Source organism: Clostridioides sp. ES-S-0123-01 (genome assembly GCF_020658415.1).
Taxonomy (GTDB): Bacteria; Bacillota; Clostridia; order Peptostreptococcales; family Peptostreptococcaceae; genus Clostridioides.
Genome location: NZ_JACVWD010000002.1, coordinates 702,580 through 721,519, shown reverse-complemented (window position 1 = coordinate 721,519; position 18,940 = coordinate 702,580). Strand labels below are relative to the sequence as shown.

Genomic DNA, 18,940 nt, shown 5'->3' with positions numbered 1-18,940 from the left:
AAAAACTATTATTATACTAATAATAAATAGAATATTCAAAAAAAAATGAATTCTAATAATAGTTTAAAAATAATAGTTTAATTACACATCATATTTGCAAATATCAAAAGTCATTAATATTTCTAAAAATAAATTTATATGTATGGTTTATTTCAGTTATAACTTAACTTTATATAACTGTAACTATTAATTAAAATGGAAGTGATAATTATTAAAAATAATAAAATCTTAAAAATAAAGCGAATAATAAAATTAATATTAGATACTGATAAAAAATTTATTTTTATCAGCTTTATTTCTTCAATAATACTATCAATTCTACCATTGTTATCTCTTAATTTAATGCAAGAAATTATAAATTCTTTGCAAATAGGTAATAAAAATATTGAAAAAATATTTATTATTGTATTTTTATATTTATTTGTAAACTTTTTACTCTTAATAATAGAAACATTCATAGGTTATTATAAAAACAAATTTGAATTAAAATTCAATTTATGTTTAGATAACTTAATTTTAGAAAAGGCATCTAATCTTTCTTTAAAAAATTTTGAGGATAGCGATGTGTATGATAGATTTAATAGAGCACAAGGAGATATTAATAATAAAATTATATTAATGATAAGCACAATTATTCAAATAATGACTTTATTAATAACCACTATTTTATACATTATAAAGTTTATAGGTTTTAATATTTGGATGATACCTTTTATTATAATTATACCTATTATAAAATTTTTCGTTATAAATAAATTCAATATTAAGAAATATAACATCATTAGAAATAGGACAAGTGAGACTAGAAAGTCATGGTATTACAGTTATTTAATTACTAATGGAGATGCTTTCAAAGAATTAAAAATTAATAATTTATTTTCATACTTTATAAAAAAATATAATATATACATAAATAAATTTAATAAACAAGACTTAACATTAGAAAAAGAAAGATTGACTAAAATATCTCTATTAGATCTTTTAGAGGAATTTATTGATGGCATATTATTTGCAATAATAATATATTTTGGTATAGTTCAAGTTATATTAATAGGTGATGTTATTACATATACAAAGCTGATAATGAATATAAAAGATAACATTAAAAATATTTTGAATTTATTTTCAATTTTAAAGCAAAACAGTTTATATATTAACATGTTATTTGAACTTTTAGATATGACAAATGAAGTTGAACTTCAAACAAAAAAGACATTAATAAAAGTAGATTCTATTGAAAAGATTGAATTTAGAAATGTATTTTTTAAGTATAAAAGTAGTCAAGATTATATACTTAAAAATATAAATTTAGTTATGAGAAAGGGTACTTCTTTTGCTATTGTAGGTTTAAATGGTAGTGGAAAAACTACTTTAGGTAAATTAATAATGGGTTACTATTTTGATTATGAAGGAGATATTTTAATCAATGGAGTTGATATTAAAAATATAGATATGGATTCATATAGAGAAAAGTTAGGATTTTTATTTCAAGATTTTTTAAGGTTTGAAGCAACACTTAGAGAAAATATTTATTATGGTAACCTCACTTTAATTAGTGATGATATGAAATTAGAAAAAATAATAAATGAGTTTGATTTAAATAAAATTATAGAGGGTGAAATTAATAAATATGATATACAATTGGGCTATTGGTTTGACTCTGGAAAACAAATTTCAATGGGACAGTGGCACAGAGTTGCCTTAGCAAGAACTTTTGTCAAAAATGCAGATGTATACCTTCTAGATGAACCTAATTCAAGCCTAGATCCATTTACAGAAAACAACTTATCAAACTTATATACAAAGGTTTTCGAAAATAAGATAGGTATAATAATAACCCATAGATTTATAAATATTGTAAAAAAAGTTGACGAAATAATTGTTATAGAGAAAGGAAGTATTGTAGAGAAAGGAACACATGAATACTTATTTGAACAAGGAAACTTATATTCAAAACTTTATAAAATACAACTAGAAGGGGAGTTTATTGATGGAGAATGTGAACATATATAAATGTCATGATATTTTTATGGTAAGAACACCATCTTTACCCATAAATATATACACAGCATTAGATGGAAACTATAATGGAAATGTTGAAAATTTAATTCAAGAATACAATTTATATAATTTTTTTGAAGAAAATTTACTTTTATCAAGTAGAAATTTATATGACTCTTTTGAAAAGTATACTATAAAAAAAGAAGAAGGCAAAACAAAAAAAATAAAGAACTACAAAGAAAGTCTTTTGAAATATATAATAAGATCATCATCAAGGCCAACACCATTTGGTGGTTTTAGTAAAGTAGGACTAGCACAATTTAGGAATCGTGATGCTGGAATAAATATTTCTAAGGACTTAGTAACTAAAAAAGTTAGTGTTGACAATTCTTGGCTTCATTTTATAATAAATTCTTTTGAAAATAACATAATAATTTTAAAGCAATTAAACTTAAAAATTAATCCCTTATGTTATAAATATGGAGATAGATTTAAAAATCCTTTTTGTTCTAATTTAGGTAATGAAAAAATTTCTTCAAATAAAAATAATATTAAATATTCAAACTTGATACAGTTAATTAAAGAAGAATTAAAAACGTTTAAAAGTTACGAAAAATTATGTTTAGCAATTGTATCTATGTATGAAGGAATTAATATAAATATTGTTAATGACACTATACTTAAGCTAATAAAAAGTGAGTTTATATTAACTGATTTAAGAATAAATTTATTAACTCATGAACCATTAAAAAAACTAATATCAAAACTTGAACTTTTAGAATTAGATGAAAAAAACAAAGAAATCTTATTAAAATTAAAAGAGTTAGATTCTTTAATATTCTTTTACAATAATTATAATTATGATGTCAATAATATTAAGAAAATCTGTTCTATTATGGAAAGTATCCATAAGTCAAATACATATTTAATGCTAAACACTGGTATAAAATTTAATAATAATTCAATTGATATTAATATAAAAAAAGACTTAGAAGAATTTGCAAATATTTTCAAAAATTTATTTATTGAGAAAAAATATGATAATGAATCTGCAGAAAGTGATTTTATAGAAAAATATGGACTGAATATAGAAATCCCATTTGTTGATTTTATTGATCCTAATGGTTTTGATGCAATCAAAAGATTTAGACATGCAAATGAGCATAATAAACTAATATCTGAAAGAGAGGATATAATCAAACGACTATTAGAGAAAAAGTTAACTTTATCTCAGATTAATCATAGTGATGAAATAATAATAGAGGAAAAAGATATAAAAGATGAAATTAAACCTAAAACTGAACTGCCAATATCTTTTGATTTAAATGTTTTTATAACTAAAGATGAAATGAATAACTATAATTATTCCATTGGACCTAACGTGGGAAGTGACGATGGTGGAACTACATTCCAAAGATTTGAAGAAGTATTAGATAAGAAGCTTTTTCAAGAGTATCTAGACATATATGACAAAAAAAATAAAGTAATAGATGATGATTATATAATATCAGAAATAAGAGAAATAAACTCAAATGGTAGAGTTACTAATATATTTAATAAAACAACAAACTATAATCATTATATTAATTTTGGATTTCCTTCTAATGATAGTGTTGGAGAAATTAATGTGGAAGATTTATCAATAGGCGTAGATGACAACACTCAATTCTATATTAAATATAAAAATAATAAAAAGATAAAATTTGTACTAGATAATATGTTGAATCCTAGAGTAATAAATGATGTAGCACATATTTTATATCGTATTTCTAGCAACTACAATAAATGCTTGATACATAGAATATTTATGTTTAATGATATAAGTGGTGTTTATATCCCAAGAGTAAAAATTGGGAAGGTTACAGTTTTCCCCAAAACCTGGATATTAGATTCTGATGATTTTACAGTTAATGATAACTCAAAATTTATTTTAGAATTAAAAAATTATATTAATAAATTTTCCATTGATAAATATGTTTACTTAAAGAGTGCTGATAATAGATTGTTAATTAATTTAGAAAAAGATGTGTATAGTAATTTGATATTAGCTTCATTAAAGAAATCTAAGTTTGTAGAGCTTACTGAAGTTGAAACTAATTTAATTGATGGAAGTATGGTAGTAGATGAGTGTAATAATAAATATGTATCAGAATTTGTTTTTACTTTTATTATAGAAAACTATAAAAAAACTATGGAAATAAACAAAGGTAGAAAAATAATAAGTGAAAATAGATGCTTTAATTTATTTTCAGATGGTTGGGTATATGTAAAAGTTTATGGTGTGGGAGAGAGAAGCTTAGATGTATTAAACTCTATAGAAAATGAGTTAAGGTGTAATATAGATAAACATTTATTTTTTTTCATTAGGTACTCAGATAATGATGGATATCATTTGAGAATAAGGTTTAAATTTGAAAATAAAGAAAGTTCAATAAAAAATGTAGGAAAGATTAGTGATTGGTTAGAAAAAATAGAAAATAGTGGAATGATTAATAAAGTGGTTTTTGATGTTTATGAAAGAGAGACAAATAGATATGGAGGAATAAATCTTATAAGTAAAGCTGAAGAATTATTTGAATCTGATAGTGAGTTTGTCATATCACTGTTAAATTCTTATAATATTGAAAATAAAGAAGTGTTGGATGAGGTATATTTATTTGGAGTTATTTCCATTTTAAAAACTTTAACTAAAGATTTAGATGAATTAAATGAAATATTAATGGATTTTGATAAGTTAGAATATAGGAAGGAATTTCATAAATCAAATAACAAACATGTCAGCTTTGTAGAGAATGTTTTAAAAGACAACTTTGAAACTTTTGTAGAAGATAAAACTATTTTAGAAAAATGTTTATCTAGAAAAAATAAATTAACTGAATTTAAAGTATTAATTGATAATGAGAAGTCATGTAACAATACTGAAGATAATAAAAATTTATTTTTATCAATATCACATATGTTCTGTAACCGTTTATATGGTGATAGAAATTATGAAGAAAGAATATTATCATTGGCTCATTTATCAGTCAAAACAATTATTAATCAAAATAAATATAAACACTAACTTGGTAAGTAGCAAATGCTTTATAATAAATTGATTACCTAAAAAAATTCGAGAGGATGGTTGATTATGGGAAAATTTGATGATTTTAATATTGATTTAAGAGAAAATAAAAATGATGGTTCAATTGAACCAAAGACAGCTACATCTACTTGGGGATGTGTTATTACCACAGTACAGATATCAATAGATGTTTGTACAAATATCTATTGTGGAGGAAGTGATTCATGCAACTGTAATATGACAAAAATTAGTATATGTGGTAGAAAGAAGTAGTTAACTAGGTAAATTTTATAAAGCATTTGTTATTAATATAAGAAATGAATTGATAAATCATAAGTTTTAATTAAAAAATTATACTGGTTACCTTATACTCAATAAGTAGATATATAATTAAGGGGTGGTTTATTATTAAAAAAAATATTATAGCTATCATAGGTTCTAATAATACTAGTTCAAAGACCAGAGTAATTACAGAGAATGTACTTAATGAATTGACAAAACTAGATCAAGATTATAGTTATAAAAATATCTTTCTGGGGGAATTAAATCTTAAGTATTGTATGGGATGTCAAAAATGTTTTAATAATGGTTTTTGTGAATTAGATAAATTAGATGATATGGAATTAATTCGTAAATATATGGAAAAAGCAGATATTATACTTTTAGCATCACCAGTATATGCTAATGATGTATCTGGGATAATGAAGACATTTATAGATAGACTGTCATATCAATTTCATTTATTAAGTTTTTCAGGCAAATTAGGATTTACTTTAGTTGTTGCTGATCAAAGTGGGTCAAAAAAAGTTATTGAATATCTTGAACATTTATCTATTAATTTAGGAATTAAAAATTTATCTAACTATAGTTTTATTTATATTAATGATTCAATGTATGAAAAGCCAACTTTAATAGCTAAAGATATACTTAGAAAAATACAAGGAAACTATGGATATTCAAACTATTATTTAGAGTATTTATTTAGAATGTATAAATCTAAAACATTACCAAATGATACTGTGAATTTTGAAAATATATCTCATCAAAATGAGTTGAAATTTTGGTCTCAAAACTGGATAAAAAATACTGATTCTTTTCAAGAATTTGCTGTCAAAAAAAGGAGTATAAATTATGATCTCTATGAAAAGTAATATTGAATTGAAAAAAAGTTATTTTGATAAAATTAAAGCTATTATTGAATGGTATTTAATATCAATAAAACAAGAATATAAAAATGATTACATACCACCCTTTAGATATGAAGATTATTTAATTGTAATATCAGAATTTATTCCTTTGGTAAATAATGAGAAAAAAGAAGAGTATATAGAAATAGGATATAGTTTAGCAAGAGGTATAAAACATAAATTAGAATATGATTTTGAAAGCAATAAAAAGCCTTCTATGCTTATTGGTTTGGGTTATTCAACTTTTTCAGTATATTCATTTAATAAAAAAACAGGTCTTTTAGACAACTTCTTACACTCATTAAATAATTTATTATTAAGTGAGTGTAAGAATAAAGTTGAAAATTTAACAAATAATAGAACACTTAAAGGTTCAAGAGATACTGATTATGATTTAATATATGGAGTATCTGGTGTGTTGTACTATCTTTTAGAATTTGAGTGGACTGATGAAGATGTTTGTAAAATAATGAAAATTGGCGAATATCTTATTTCACTTTGTTTTGATTATGAATATGAAGAATATATAATTCCAAGATTCCATATGGAATCTAAGTATATTATTAATGAAATTGACAAAGGTAGATTTCCAGAAGGTTATTTAAATTTTGGAATGGCTCATGGTATGATAGCACCTTTAATCTCAATAACTAAATTAAAGAAAAAGATTAACAATATAAAAGATATTGATAAGGCTATAGATAAAATTTTAAATTTATATAAGGTGTTTGTAAATAAAGAAAAAGATTATTATAGATGGCCAACACAAATATCCCCTGATGAGTACATGAAAAAAAGTTTCGATGTTAATCGTTCACAGATGGAGAGTTGGTGTTATGGAGGAATGAGCATAGCTAAAGGATTGAAAAATGTATTTATAAACTTAAAAAATGATACTTTAGTATCTCAAAGCAATGATATGTTAAAAAAATTATTAATTCAAAATTTTGAGCAATATGATTTGTACACACCAATTCTTTGTCATGGACACAGTAGCATTTTATCTATAATGACATCAATATATAAAGAAACTAATGACAAAGTTTATTTGTACAATATTGAAAAAATCTTAGACGAAATATACCTATTATTTGATCCATCATTAAGATTTGGTTTTAAAACATTTAGAGACACAGAAATGATTAAAAATACAAGCTTTTTAGAAGGAACAACAGGTATAATTTTATCATTAATTTCAATAATAAGTGATGAATCAGATTATGAAAAATTATTATTTCTAGTCTAAAAGGGGCTGTAAGTAGATTTGTGTAAAAACAAATTTACCTATAGCCTTTTTGGTATATAAAATTGGTAAATTTAGAATAATATTCATATATAAAATTTTGGAGGTTTTGAAAATGAAAGATATAATTGTTCCAGATGTTGATTATCAAACAGAAGTTAAAAAATGTAAGACCATGGAAGATGTAGTTGGGAAAAATGGCCTTATGCAAAAATTGTTTAAAGATGTTATTCAACAGTTATTAGATGCAGAAATGGAAGAACATTTAGGTAGAGATAAATATGAAAGAAATGATATCTGTGATAAAAATTATCAAAATGGATATAGTTCTAAAAATGTAAGTAGCAGTTTTGGAGAGGTAAATTTAGATATACCAAGAGGCCAACTTGCGTTTTTTCCAAAATTATTCCCATTACTCCATTCAACTTAAGTAATACCAAAGGATGTATCATAGAAAGGTAGATTCTTTTTTATATAAGCAAAAATTGTAAAAGGTCAATAAAGTCGTAATATTTTAGACTATATAATTTGTGTTAAAAATAGAGTCTAAAAATACCTAAAATTTTTATTTTTAGACCTTAGTATAATTTATTTTAAATAAATATATACCAAAATCCATCTACGTAATAAAATAGTATTTATAAGGATGGTGGATTTATGACATATGGATATTGTAGAGTAAGTACAAAGCATCAAAGTCTTCAAAGACAGATAAATGCATTAGTTGATTATGGAATTAATGAGAGATTTATATTTTCTGATAAGTATACTGGAAAAACACTAGACAGAAATGGATTAAATGATCTCTTGTCCATAATTAAACAGGGAGATACTAGAGTAGTAAAAAAAACGATAGATTAGGTAGAAATCGTAAAGAAACAAAAGAACTTATACTATTTTTTATAAAAAATGATATAGAGTCAATCTGTTTAGATATGCCTTATTTAAAAGAATTTATAATTGATAAAATCAAAGAAAGTGATGGATTTCTAGAAATAATGGCGAATGCACTTTTAGAGGTAATCTTAGAAGTTGCAGAGCAAGAAAGAAAAAAGATTGTTGACAGAACAGCAGAAGGTAGAAAAAGAGATGTTTTAGAAGGATGTAAATTTGGTAGATACTCTAAAGTTTCTATTGAAGAATTTGAGTTATACTATAATAAATTTTTAAAGAGAGAAATGAAGGCTATTGATATTCAAAAAGAGCTAAATATTAGCAAGCAATCTTATTATAATTATATAGAAAAATTAAAGAGTAAATCTAATGAACTTTAGATATTCAATACTATCGAATAAGGAAAGAGAAAAAATTCTAAACTCTTTACTTTCTGAAAAAAATATTGCGATAGACTTCTCTTTAACTGATTTTGAAATAAATAAAATAAGTAAATTTCAAAAGCCGTATATATCATTAGGATACGCTTTACAATATTTATTTTTGAAAAATAGAGATATTTTAATTGTAAATTCTTATGATTTAATTCCTGAAAAAATAATTGATCATGTAGCTGATCAATTAAACTGTAATTCAAAGAGATTAAATAAGTATTGGAATATAAAAAATACAAAATCTAAACATACTCAAGATATAATAAAAGGTTTAGGATATAAAAAGTTTGAACTAAATTCAGATATAGAAATAATTCTATATAATATAACATTATCATTCGGAAGTAAATTTGATATGATGAAAAAACTAATAGAAGAATTACATTTAAAGAAAGTAGTGCTTCCAACAATTTCAACTCTTGAAGAGGTTATTTCAAAGGCTATAATGTCTACAGATAATATTATATATAAACAAATTTATAATCAAATAGAGAATAAAGATAAGCTGGAAGATTTATTAACCTCTGAGAAAAATGGAATTTCATCTTTTTCTAGAATCAAAAATACTTCTGTAAATATAAGTTCAAATGGAGTAAAAGAACTACTAAAATTAATTAAAGAGATCAATGACTATGAAAAAACTATTGATTTAAGTTTCTTAAGTGACAATAAAATCAGTTACTTTAATACCCAAATCCAACAATCTCATAAGATGAGAATAGAGAGATTTAAAGATGAATACAAGAAATACAGCTATTTAGCTATGTTTTTATACTTTAAGAAAAAAGAATTTATGGATATGGTTATAGAGGTTACGTTAAATCATATTCATATGATACAAAAACGAAGCAAAAAGAAAACCCAAGAATATAATGCTAAAAATCAAGTTATGTACAAATCTGATCGAGAGCGATTTAAAGAAGTTGTTAAAGATCTCCTTGGAATTAGTGACTTTAATGAGTTTATGGAGTATCAAAATACAGATCTAATGATAATAGATAAGGAACTAAGTTCTCATGAATATGATTTAGATGAAGTTGATTTTTTATTAAAGTCATATCAAAGTATAGATTACATAAATGAATTATTAGAAGTTATTGAATTTGATAGCAACACTAAACCTAAATTAGTAAAATTTCTTAAAAGCTATAGGCATAATAAAACTAGAAAAAATAATAAAATAGATATATCTTTCTTTGATCAGAAATGGCAAAAGAATATAAAGAAATATGATTATAGCAAGAAAGTTATTGGTATGACAGTAATGCACACGATAAGAGATAGTATTAGATCAGGAGATTTATTTGTTAGAGATAGTAAAAAATATAATAGCTTTGATCACTACCTTATCTCACCTGTAGAGTATATGAGTGATACATAAGCAATAGAGTTTCTTAAACAATTAAAAGAATCTATTGAAATTCCAAAATACTTTGAACTCAACAGAGAGATAGAGCAAGATGATAATAGTAAATCTAGCGATAAAATATATAGTTACTTTCCTAAAATATCAATGCCTGAAATCTTATATGAAGTTAATAAATGGATCAACTTTTTAGAAGATTTCAGAGGTTTTCATAATGATAAATTAGAGAAACAAAAGGTATTAGTAGCATCATTACTTGCAGATGGACATAATTTAGGATTTGCTAAAATGTCTATTGCTAGTGGGGTTGATGAATTTGCTTTAAGAAGAGCTAGTGAATTTTATTTAAATTATGATAATCTTTCAAAGGCTCAACAGACATTAGTAAACTATCATCACTCTTTATGTATAGTAAAAAACTGGGGGAGTGGCCAAAGCTCATCATCTGATGGAATGAGAGTTCCTATAAACTCAAAGACGATATATGCAGATTATAATGCTCATTATGGAATAAGAAAGCAAGACCATTATGTGTTAATTAACAAATTATTAAATTTAGGTGATAAGCTTTATGTTGAAACTATGAGTTATAAAAGACTTCAAATTAGAGCAAAGAATACTACTATTAATGAAAAGACTGGTAGAATCAGTAAGAAGAAATGTTTTGGAAAATCATTAGCAAATAAAGCACCATCAATGTTTTTAATTATGCTAGACAATAAGTTAAAATATAATGGTGAAAAATTATATAAGATAGATACTACTAAATGTAAAGCCAGTCAATATAATCACTTTTTAGATGAGTACAATAAGAAGGAATTAAAAGATAGATGGAATAAGGGTATGTATATTCAAAGAGATTGCTATTCTGCATTTTTAATAATGAATGTTAATGATGATTTAAAATCAATCAACAGAGAAATAAGTAGATTAAAGAAATTAAAATTAAATGGTTATAAATTAATATCTAGTATGGGGATATAAAAACTATATAGGTTGAGAAACGAGCCTAATATTAATGTTAATGGTGTCAACAGATACTTTGTTAATAAAAGTCTTAGGGAATATGATTAGTGATAATATGTTGTAGGTTATGATTTATTGTAACTGAGAGTATTATAGAAATTCATGTAGTACCTAAGAACCCCATGCCTTTAGGCGTGGGAGTTTCAGTAATAGGATACGAAGTTGGAACACCAGAAAGTCCAAATAGACATGATAAAACTCGTCTTCCTTTAAATGAAATTGTTTCTTATGAAACTCTTTAGATATAAAAGTAAACTATCTATATGAGATATATAATGAGTTATTTTTTTAAATAAAGTTTTAAAAAAAGTTAATACTTATATAAAATTAATTTTAGTGAAGTATATATCTAGTTGAACAATGATGTATACTTCACTATTTTGATTACTTAGAATACCCACTAATACTTTGAATATCTGCTAAGCTTAAATTTTCATTATATTAACTAAAATACATTGATATTAACTAAAATATATTGATATTAACTAAAATATATTGATATTAACTAAAATATATTGATATTAATTAAAATACATCAATTAAATCAATTTTCGAGTCTGGAAAACCGCTTAAAATATAATCCTTTATATCACTTAGGTGGTTATAAATTTGTTTTTCATAAATTCCATCAGGAGCATATACAAAGTATAGAATATTTTTAGTTTTTTTTGTAATTTGTGTACGATTATCTGGTCCATTAAGAATACTAGATAGTATACCAAGGTTATCTGATAAAAATAAATCGTCTTTTGTTAGAGTTTGCTTTCTTTCTCCTATACCATAAAAATGTTCATTTTCATTTGCTAAATCTATTTTTAAAGGCAATTCTATCTTATCAAGGTCATGTCCTGCTGTTAGAAGAAGATTTTTTAATTCTGCTAAAAACATTGCTTGAATAGGCAGATTTACATTTGGAATACCTTTTGATTTTAGTAAAAGGGATTCTAATTGAAGTAATACAGGATAAGTTTTTTTAAATTTTTTATAATACTTTATGTAGTTGGAAAGAGGCTCTGTTTTAATTTTTTCTTTGCGATTGTATTCAGGGTTTTGTGCAATAATATTTTCAATTTCAGAGTTTTTAAGAAGTAAAAAATTTTCTTCATTAGGTGTTGAATAGGTCATATTTACAATCATAACTCCAAATTTAATATTGGGATAAATTTCCTTTGTGTTACTTGATATTTCTAACATAATTTAGACTCCTTTTAATTTTTTGTTTTATGGTATAATCTTAGCAAGTAAAAAATGGATTTTGTAGTTCCATTTTTATAGTAATTTTATAGAACCACTTTTGGAGGTATTAAAATGTGGATTACAATTAATAGAAATAGTGGCATATCATTGTCAAGACAAATTTATTGTGAGATAAAAGACATGATTTTAAGCGGGAGCTTAAATTTTGAACAAAAACTACCTTCATCTAGAACTTTGGCAAAAGAACTTTCTGTATCACGAAATACAGTGTTAGATGCATATAATCAATTAATTGCAGAGGGATATTTGGAAACAAGGCATGGCTATGGCACAATTATAGCCAAAGTAATATTAGACCATCAAATTGACTTTAAGTTAGACTATACTTCTGAAATTAGAGATAGTTTACATGAGTATAAACAAAATAATTATATAGATTTCTGTTCTGGAATTCCAGAATTAAAGCTATTTCCACGCAAAGAATTATCAAAGTTATATAAACAAATACTACATGATTTGTCACACTTAGATTTTAGATATAATAGTACTGCAGGGGTGTGGAAATTAAGAGAAGAAATATCACAATATTTATTTCGTATTAGAGGAATTAGATGTAGTCCACGAAATATTATGATTGTTTCTGGTTCAACACAAGGGCTATCTTTAATATCACAAGTTTTATATAAAAATAATCAAAAAGTTATTGTGGAGGATCCTATCCACAAAGGATTGTTAAAGGTAATTTCTACTGTGGGATATTCAGTTGTTGGGATTCAAGTGGATGATAAAGGTATAAATACTAACCTAATAAAATCTATAAAGGATGTTTCTTTTATATATACAACACCTTCACATCAATATCCATTAGGTGGTATTTTACCAATTCAAAGAAGACTAGAACTTATTAAATATGCAGTAGAGAATAATTGCTATATAGTTGAAGACGATTATGACAGTGAATTTAGATATGAAGGTCAACCAATTAGTTCCCTCTATGAACTTAATCCAAATAAAGTAATTTATATAGGTTCGTTTAGTAAAATACTATCTCCAGCCATTCGTATGGGATTTATGTTGTTGCCAGATGATATAATAGATGATTATAAATCCTTAAAAATGTATTCTGATGTTCATACAGAATCTATATCTCAGTATGTTCTAGCTGAATTTATTAAAAATGGAGGTTTGGAAAAACATATATTTAAAATGAAGAAGCTATATAATAGAAAGCGTAAATATCTTATTGATATTTTGAATATTGAATTTATAAATGAATTTAAAATAAAGGGGCAAGTAGCTGGGCTTCACATAGTTGTTCATTTTTATAATGTTATTTTTACTGAAAAACTAATCAATCAAATTTATAAAGCAAATATCAGGGTTTATCCTATACAGCAATATGCAATTGAGAATAAAGCAGAATATGGCCATGAAGTTGTCCTAGGATATGCTCATCTTAATTTTGATGAAATTGAACAGGGAGTAAGAATGCTTAGAAAAATAATACATACAAATTAAGATGTATTAGGAAAGGTTTTTTACAATATCTTATTTTTAGGTATGTATTTTACTTTAGTTTTTTTACAACTCACATATTCATTTATACTACATACTTCCAGTTGTATTGTGTGGACAAATTACTTATTGTATTCTGAAATCATCAATTAAGGAAGGTAGATGAAATGTATGAATAAGATAATAGAAGTAATTAATTTGCAAAAAAGCTATGATACTTTTAAAGCTGTGAAAGGGATTGATTTTTATGTAGAGGAAGGGAATTTGTTTGCATTACTGGGAGCTAATGGTGCTGGAAAATCTACAACAATTGATATTCTTTGTACGTTATTGAGTTATGATAGCGGAGAAGTGATTATAGATGGGCATAAATTAGGTGTAGAGGATAATAAAATTAAAGAAAAAATTGGAGTAGTATTTCAAGAAAGTATACTAGATTTACTTTTGACAGTAAGAGAGAATCTTACAATTCGTGCAAAATTTTATATCAAGAATAAAGATAAAGTAAGACAAATTGTACATAAAGCTGCTTTATCTGTAGGAGCTATGGAATTTATAGATAGACCATATGGTAAATTGTCTGGAGGTCAAAAGCGTAGGGCTGATATAGCAAGAGCTCTTTTAAATACTCCTAAAATACTGTTTCTAGATGAGCCTACAACAGGGCTTGACCCAGAATCTAGAAAATGTGTATGGGATACTATATTAAAATTACAAAAACAATATGGTTTTTCTATAGTTCTTACAACCCATTATATGGAGGAGGCTTCAAAAGCTGATTATATTGTAATGCTTGACTATGGTGTTATAACAGCAAAAGGTTCACCTCATGAACTAAAATATAAATACAAAGCAAATAATTTAGATGATGTATTTTTGACTATAGTTAGAAATAGAGGTGAAAAAAATGTTTAATATAGCACAAAGAAATATAATGATTTTTTTAAGAAATAAAAGAGGAGTATTTTCATCTTTTTTAGGTGCAATAATTGTAATCAGCATCTATGTTATTTTTTTAGGAGAAAATTTAAAGGAAGGTTATCCAAATATTAAAGATATAGACATATTAATGAATAGTTGGGCAATGGCAGGAATTATTTCTGTTGTTTCTGTAACTACAACAATGGGTTCTTTTGGAGTTACAGTATTGGATAAGGAGTTAAAAAGAAACAAAGATTTTTATTGTTCACCTGTTAAAACAAGAGAGCTGGTAGGAGGATATATTTTAAGTTCATATTTAATTGGTGTAATTATGAGTATATTTACATTTATACTTGCAGAGATATATATTGTATCAAGTGGGGGACAATTTTTACCTATGCTTTCTATTATAAAGGTTATTGGTGTAATTTTATTAACCGTTTTATCATCTAGTGCAATGATATTTTTTATTGTAAATTTGTTAAATAGCATAGATACATTTTCAACTGCTTCTACGATTATAGGTACTCTTATTGGATTCTTGACAGGAATTTATATACCTATTGGAAGCTTACCTCAAGCAGTGCAAACCCTTATAAAGTTATTTCCAATTTCACATGGGACTGTATTGCTTAGACAAATTATTACGGAGTCTCCATCAAAAGTAACATTTGTGGATTCAACAAATGCATTAACTGAATTTAATGAGCATATGGGAGTAACATTTGGTGGTATTGGCAGTTTGTCTGAAAATTCAATTCATATTATGTTTCTAGTTATTTCTGCAATAGTATTTTATTTTGTTACTATACTTATGGTATCAAGAAAAAAAGCTAGAAATTAATAGTAGGAAAATATACTATAGTCTTTTTATAGAAATCAAAAGAAAGGATGTGTTAGAGTGAAGGTAATAATTGAAACTCCCTTAGACGGAGAAGAGGATGAAATTATAATAAGATGCAGAAATATTGATGATGAAATACTTAAATTGATTTTTAACATCAAGATGCAAAGAGAGTCTCTTATAGCATATAAAAATGAACAACTCTATCGTATCAATCCTTTAGATATCTATTACTTCGAATCTGTAGATAACCACACTTATCTTTATTGTAAAAATGATGTTTATGAGTTTAAGAAGAAGCTTTATCAGATTGAGGAAATTTTTTTTAATAGTAACTTTCTTAGAATATCTAAGTCTGTAATATTAAATCTTACAAAAATAGACTCAATTGTACCAGCGTTTAATGGTAGATTTGAAGTAATACTAGATAATGGTGAAAAGACAATTATTTCACGCCAATATGTACCAATGTTGAAGAAAAAACTAAAGATATAAAGGAGTTGATTGAATATGAATTTAATAAATACACTAAAGTATGTAGTTCGTTATTTTTGTATGATAACTACAGGAGTTTTAATATCTGTTTTTACTTCTTGTTTAGTATTTAGCCCTGATGAGACATTTAGTATAAATATTTTCCAACAGATTTTATTAATTGCATTGGTCACATCTCTATCCACATTAATTTTTTATTCAAAACGAGAACTAGGTAGAAAAGAGTTACTAATTCGCCAAGTAATTCATATAATTTTTCTATTTGTTTTCGTTCTGTGGTTTTCATTTAAAAGTAATTGGATTGATAGTGGTCATATTTTTCAAACTCTGTTTATAGCACTATCTATATTTATTATCTATCTTTGTATAACACTTGCTACTTGTAAAAGAGATAAGGAAGAATCTATTTTATTAAATAAAGGTTTGAAAGAATATAGGAAAAATAAAATTAGTAAATAATAGCTAAGACAATTCAACAAATTATAAATTTATTATTAATTGAGTTTTTATATCAGTCATTAATTTAAGATAGCAATTTATATTAAGAAGAAAATTCTTGTATGAGTTATAATACTTAAAAGGAGATGATGAGGTTGAAAACAAATACAGATGTAATTATGGAAATCATTGATTATATAGAAGAACATCTTACAGAAAATCTAAATCTAGATAAAATGGCTGATGTTGCTAGTTATTCAAAATATCACTTACACAGAATGTTTACAAACATTGTGGGATGTACTATGTATCAATATATTAAAAGAAGGAGACTTACTGAAGCAGCTAGACAACTTGTATTTACAGATAAATACATTATAGATATAGCTCTTACAGTTGGATATGCTACACACCAGTCTTTCACATTAGCATTTAAAACTTTATATAAAGAATCTCCACAAGTATATAGAAGTAAAGATGAATTTTATCCTATTCAACAAAGATTTGTTTTAAATCCAAATCATCAAATCCAAAATGTAGATTGTATTTCTTATACAAGTATTAGTTATGAACGAAGAAGAGATGAAATCAATTCTTATCTCAACTTTAATATTAATTGTGAGGTGAAAGTAGCATGAGTTTAGTACCACATGTAATTGAACAGACAGGTCAAGGTGAAAGGTCTTATGATATATATTCAAAACTATTAAAAGATAGAATTATATTTATAGGCGAAGAAATTAATGATGCTATTGCAAGTTTAGTAGTAGCTCAATTACTATTCTTAGAATCAGAAGACCCAGATGCAGATATAACTATATATATAAATAGCCCAGGAGGGGCTGTAACATCAGGGTTTGCTATATACGATACTATGAACTATGTAAGATGTGATGTATCAACTATTTGTATTGGTATGGCTGCAAGTATGAGCGCTTTTTTACTTTCTGGAGGTACAAAAGGAAAAAGATATGCCTTACCTAATGCAGAAATTATGATACATCAACCTATGGGTGGAGCTAAAGGGCAAGCAACAGATGTAAAAATAGCAGTAGATAATATGTTGAGAACAAAGGAAAAATTAGATAGAATTCTTTCTGAGAATACTGGAAAATCAATAGAAGATATTAGAGTAGATACAGATAGAGATAATTTTATGACTGCAAAGGAAGCTAAAGAATATGGATTGATTGATCATATAATGGAGAAGTGTGAGTAGAGTATTATTTTAAAAGCTTAATTTATAGTATATAACTAATGTCAAAATAATCATGTTTAAATGAACATGATTATTTTTTTGTTTAAAAAAAGAAGTTTTTTAAAATGTCAAGTAAATAAGTAATAAATAGTAATTTTACGTATCAGTTTAGAGATTTTCTAGAGATATTAACCAATGTGGTTGCAATGATATGATAACTTATAGACCACACTGGTTAATTTGCATAAGGGGTTAATTTAGATGTAAATCATATGAACTTATGATAAAAGATAAAGAAGATTATAAATATAAGTTTATAATATATAATTGCATACTATTATGCAGATAATAAATACAAAAAATTGATATAAAAAGTTCAGTAGAAAATATTAATTTTTTTAATCAACTAATAATAAGCCAAAGTGGTTTTGAATTTCTCCTTTTTCTCGTAAAGTATTTATTTCAAGTCCATTTGACCTTACTGTAGCAAAAACATCAATACCACATGCTTCCATTGATGGAGCAGTCTTGTTAGGAAAACTACAAGTATCAGGATTACATTTAGCACACTTTGTACAAGGGCCACTTCCAAAAGCAATTGATTTATAATATCCATCTAAAAAAAGTTCTCTTGCTATTTCAACAGCTAAAGGAGTAACAATACTCATTTTATGACATCGAAATAAAATAGCTTTTTTGTAACAATCTATTATTGCTTGCGTCTGTTGATAGGTTGGAGTATTGGGTGGACAACAATGACTATGACCATATGTATTACAACCAAACTGACACTTATAAATTGTCCATGCTGCTGTGACAATCGTTTTAGGGTCTATTGAAACTGCAATGTCAGCTCCACTAGATTTTAATATTTCAAAGTATTTTTTCATAATTTACCTCCTATCAAAAATAGTTTTATTTTTTATCTTGTATGAATGGTTAAATTTTACGTATTCTTATACTTATGGTAACGCAAAAATAAATATCAATCAAATCGATATATTTAAATTATGAATTAAATAAAAATGAACTATAAACATATATGATAAATAAACTTACCTACTAATTTTTTGTCGTTAAAAATTTTCCATATTTCAATAACAAAATAAGAGTAAAT

General features: G+C 25.1%; 18 protein-coding genes and 1 pseudogene. 17 read left to right on the top strand and 2 right to left on the bottom strand.

Going from position 1 to position 18,940, the window contains the following annotated elements; all coding sequences use genetic code 11:
- Positions 1-564 precede the first annotated feature (564 nt).
- The 10 genes and pseudogenes from IC175_RS19610 (at position 565) to IC175_RS06680 (ending at position 11,173) form a co-directional block, all read left to right on the top strand.
- A complete protein-coding gene (locus IC175_RS19610; RefSeq protein ID WP_227851317.1) occupies positions 565-2,013 on the top strand; it encodes an ABC transporter ATP-binding protein in 1,449 nt (482 codons plus the stop codon).
- Positions 1,991-5,065 carry a lantibiotic dehydratase gene (locus IC175_RS06720; RefSeq protein ID WP_227851316.1) on the top strand — a complete coding sequence of 1,025 codons (3,075 nt, stop codon included), beginning with the start codon at positions 1,991-1,993 and terminating at the stop codon, positions 5,063-5,065. Before IC175_RS19610 ends, IC175_RS06720 begins: the two co-directional genes overlap by 23 nt.
- Positions 5,066-5,131: 66 nt before the next feature.
- Positions 5,132-5,338, top strand: coding sequence for a hypothetical protein (locus IC175_RS06715; protein WP_227851315.1), 207 nt, complete (start codon positions 5,132-5,134; stop codon positions 5,336-5,338).
- Positions 5,339-5,415: 77 nt separating this feature from the next.
- Positions 5,416-6,216, top strand: coding sequence for a flavodoxin family protein (locus IC175_RS06710; protein WP_413927237.1), 801 nt, complete (start codon positions 5,416-5,418; stop codon positions 6,214-6,216).
- A complete protein-coding gene (locus IC175_RS06705) occupies positions 6,197-7,498 on the top strand; it encodes a lanthionine synthetase LanC family protein (protein WP_227851314.1) in 1,302 nt (433 codons plus the stop codon). Before IC175_RS06710 ends, IC175_RS06705 begins: the two co-directional genes overlap by 20 nt.
- A 112-nt stretch (positions 7,499-7,610) precedes the next feature.
- Positions 7,611-7,901 (top strand): annotated as a pseudogene (locus tag IC175_RS06700) (transposase); the annotation flags it as partial.
- 251 nt (positions 7,902-8,152) lie between these two features.
- Positions 8,153-8,356 carry a recombinase family protein gene (locus tag IC175_RS06695; protein WP_227851313.1) on the top strand — a complete coding sequence of 68 codons (204 nt, stop codon included), beginning with the start codon at positions 8,153-8,155 and terminating at the stop codon, positions 8,354-8,356.
- A 74-nt stretch (positions 8,357-8,430) separates the two neighbouring features.
- On the top strand, positions 8,431-8,769 hold the full coding sequence (locus tag IC175_RS06690; protein ID WP_227851312.1) for a hypothetical protein: 339 nt from the start codon (positions 8,431-8,433) through the stop codon (positions 8,767-8,769).
- On the top strand, positions 8,759-10,204 hold the full coding sequence (locus tag IC175_RS06685; protein ID WP_227851311.1) for a DUF4158 domain-containing protein: 1,446 nt from the start codon (positions 8,759-8,761) through the stop codon (positions 10,202-10,204). The genes IC175_RS06690 and IC175_RS06685 overlap by 11 nt, the downstream gene beginning before the upstream one ends.
- Positions 10,205-10,336: 132 nt before the next feature.
- Positions 10,337-11,173: a transposase gene (locus IC175_RS06680; RefSeq protein WP_227851310.1), complete on the top strand. Its 837-nt coding sequence runs from the start codon at positions 10,337-10,339 to the stop codon at positions 11,171-11,173.
- Between the two features lie 567 nt (positions 11,174-11,740).
- Here the strand turns inward: IC175_RS06680 and IC175_RS06675 are convergent.
- Positions 11,741-12,409, bottom strand: coding sequence for a phenylalanine--tRNA ligase beta subunit-related protein (locus IC175_RS06675; protein ID WP_227824514.1), 669 nt, complete (start codon positions 12,407-12,409; stop codon positions 11,741-11,743).
- A 114-nt stretch (positions 12,410-12,523) separates the two neighbouring features.
- On the opposite strand from IC175_RS06675, the gene IC175_RS06670 reads away from it, so the two are divergent.
- The 7 genes from IC175_RS06670 (at position 12,524) to clpP (ending at position 17,844) form a co-directional block, all read left to right on the top strand.
- Positions 12,524-13,930 (top strand): PLP-dependent aminotransferase family protein, encoded by a 1,407-nt coding sequence (locus IC175_RS06670; protein ID WP_227831744.1) that lies wholly within the window; start codon positions 12,524-12,526, stop codon positions 13,928-13,930.
- 168 nt (positions 13,931-14,098) lie between these two features.
- Positions 14,099-14,842 carry an ATP-binding cassette domain-containing protein gene (locus IC175_RS06665; RefSeq protein WP_227831743.1) on the top strand — a complete coding sequence of 248 codons (744 nt, stop codon included), beginning with the start codon at positions 14,099-14,101 and terminating at the stop codon, positions 14,840-14,842.
- Positions 14,835-15,692 (top strand): ABC transporter permease, encoded by an 858-nt coding sequence (locus IC175_RS06660; protein WP_227831742.1) that lies wholly within the window; start codon positions 14,835-14,837, stop codon positions 15,690-15,692. Before IC175_RS06665 ends, IC175_RS06660 begins: the two co-directional genes overlap by 8 nt.
- 57 nt (positions 15,693-15,749) lie before the next feature.
- Positions 15,750-16,187 (top strand): LytTR family DNA-binding domain-containing protein, encoded by a 438-nt coding sequence (locus IC175_RS06655; RefSeq protein ID WP_227851309.1) that lies wholly within the window; start codon positions 15,750-15,752, stop codon positions 16,185-16,187.
- Positions 16,188-16,202: 15 nt separating this feature from the next.
- Positions 16,203-16,646: a DUF3021 family protein gene (locus IC175_RS06650; RefSeq protein ID WP_227481831.1), complete on the top strand. Its 444-nt coding sequence runs from the start codon at positions 16,203-16,205 to the stop codon at positions 16,644-16,646.
- Positions 16,647-16,780: 134 nt separating this feature from the next.
- Complete coding sequence (locus IC175_RS06645; RefSeq protein WP_227824512.1) at positions 16,781-17,263, top strand: helix-turn-helix domain-containing protein; 483 nt, start codon at positions 16,781-16,783, stop codon at positions 17,261-17,263.
- The gene (gene clpP, locus IC175_RS06640; protein ID WP_227435691.1) at positions 17,260-17,844 is read left to right on the top strand and encodes an ATP-dependent Clp endopeptidase proteolytic subunit ClpP; all 585 of its coding nucleotides are present in this window, start codon (positions 17,260-17,262) and stop codon (positions 17,842-17,844) included. The genes IC175_RS06645 and clpP overlap by 4 nt, the downstream gene beginning before the upstream one ends.
- Before the next feature lie 377 nt (positions 17,845-18,221).
- On the opposite strand, the gene IC175_RS06635 is transcribed toward clpP, so the two are convergent.
- Complete coding sequence (locus IC175_RS06635; protein WP_227435693.1) at positions 18,222-18,713, bottom strand: DUF2284 domain-containing protein; 492 nt, start codon at positions 18,711-18,713, stop codon at positions 18,222-18,224.
- Between the last annotated feature and the right edge of the window lie 227 nt (positions 18,714-18,940).

Excerpts from the sequence above, each read along its gene's own strand:
- IC175_RS06720 (WP_227851316.1), top strand. The coding sequence starts at position 1,991 with ATGGAGAATGTGAACATATATAAATGTCATGATATTTTTATGGTAAGA.
- IC175_RS06715 (WP_227851315.1), top strand. The coding sequence starts at position 5,132 with ATGGGAAAATTTGATGATTTTAATATTGATTTAAGAGAAAATAAAAAT.
- IC175_RS06705 (WP_227851314.1), top strand. The coding sequence starts at position 6,197 with ATGATCTCTATGAAAAGTAATATTGAATTGAAAAAAAGTTATTTTGAT.
- IC175_RS06695 (WP_227851313.1), top strand. The coding sequence starts at position 8,153 with ATGACATATGGATATTGTAGAGTAAGTACAAAGCATCAAAGTCTTCAA.
- IC175_RS06690 (WP_227851312.1), top strand. The coding sequence starts at position 8,431 with ATGCCTTATTTAAAAGAATTTATAATTGATAAAATCAAAGAAAGTGAT.
- IC175_RS06685 (WP_227851311.1), top strand. The coding sequence starts at position 8,759 with ATGAACTTTAGATATTCAATACTATCGAATAAGGAAAGAGAAAAAATT.
- IC175_RS06680 (WP_227851310.1), top strand. The coding sequence starts at position 10,337 with ATGCCTGAAATCTTATATGAAGTTAATAAATGGATCAACTTTTTAGAA.
- IC175_RS06675 (WP_227824514.1), bottom strand. The coding sequence starts at position 12,409 with ATGTTAGAAATATCAAGTAACACAAAGGAAATTTATCCCAATATTAAA.
- IC175_RS06670 (WP_227831744.1), top strand. The coding sequence starts at position 12,524 with ATGTGGATTACAATTAATAGAAATAGTGGCATATCATTGTCAAGACAA.
- IC175_RS06665 (WP_227831743.1), top strand. The coding sequence starts at position 14,099 with ATGAATAAGATAATAGAAGTAATTAATTTGCAAAAAAGCTATGATACT.
- IC175_RS06660 (WP_227831742.1), top strand. The coding sequence starts at position 14,835 with ATGTTTAATATAGCACAAAGAAATATAATGATTTTTTTAAGAAATAAA.
- IC175_RS06650 (WP_227481831.1), top strand. The coding sequence starts at position 16,203 with ATGAATTTAATAAATACACTAAAGTATGTAGTTCGTTATTTTTGTATG.
- clpP (WP_227435691.1), top strand. The coding sequence starts at position 17,260 with ATGAGTTTAGTACCACATGTAATTGAACAGACAGGTCAAGGTGAAAGG.
- IC175_RS06635 (WP_227435693.1), bottom strand. The coding sequence starts at position 18,713 with ATGAAAAAATACTTTGAAATATTAAAATCTAGTGGAGCTGACATTGCA.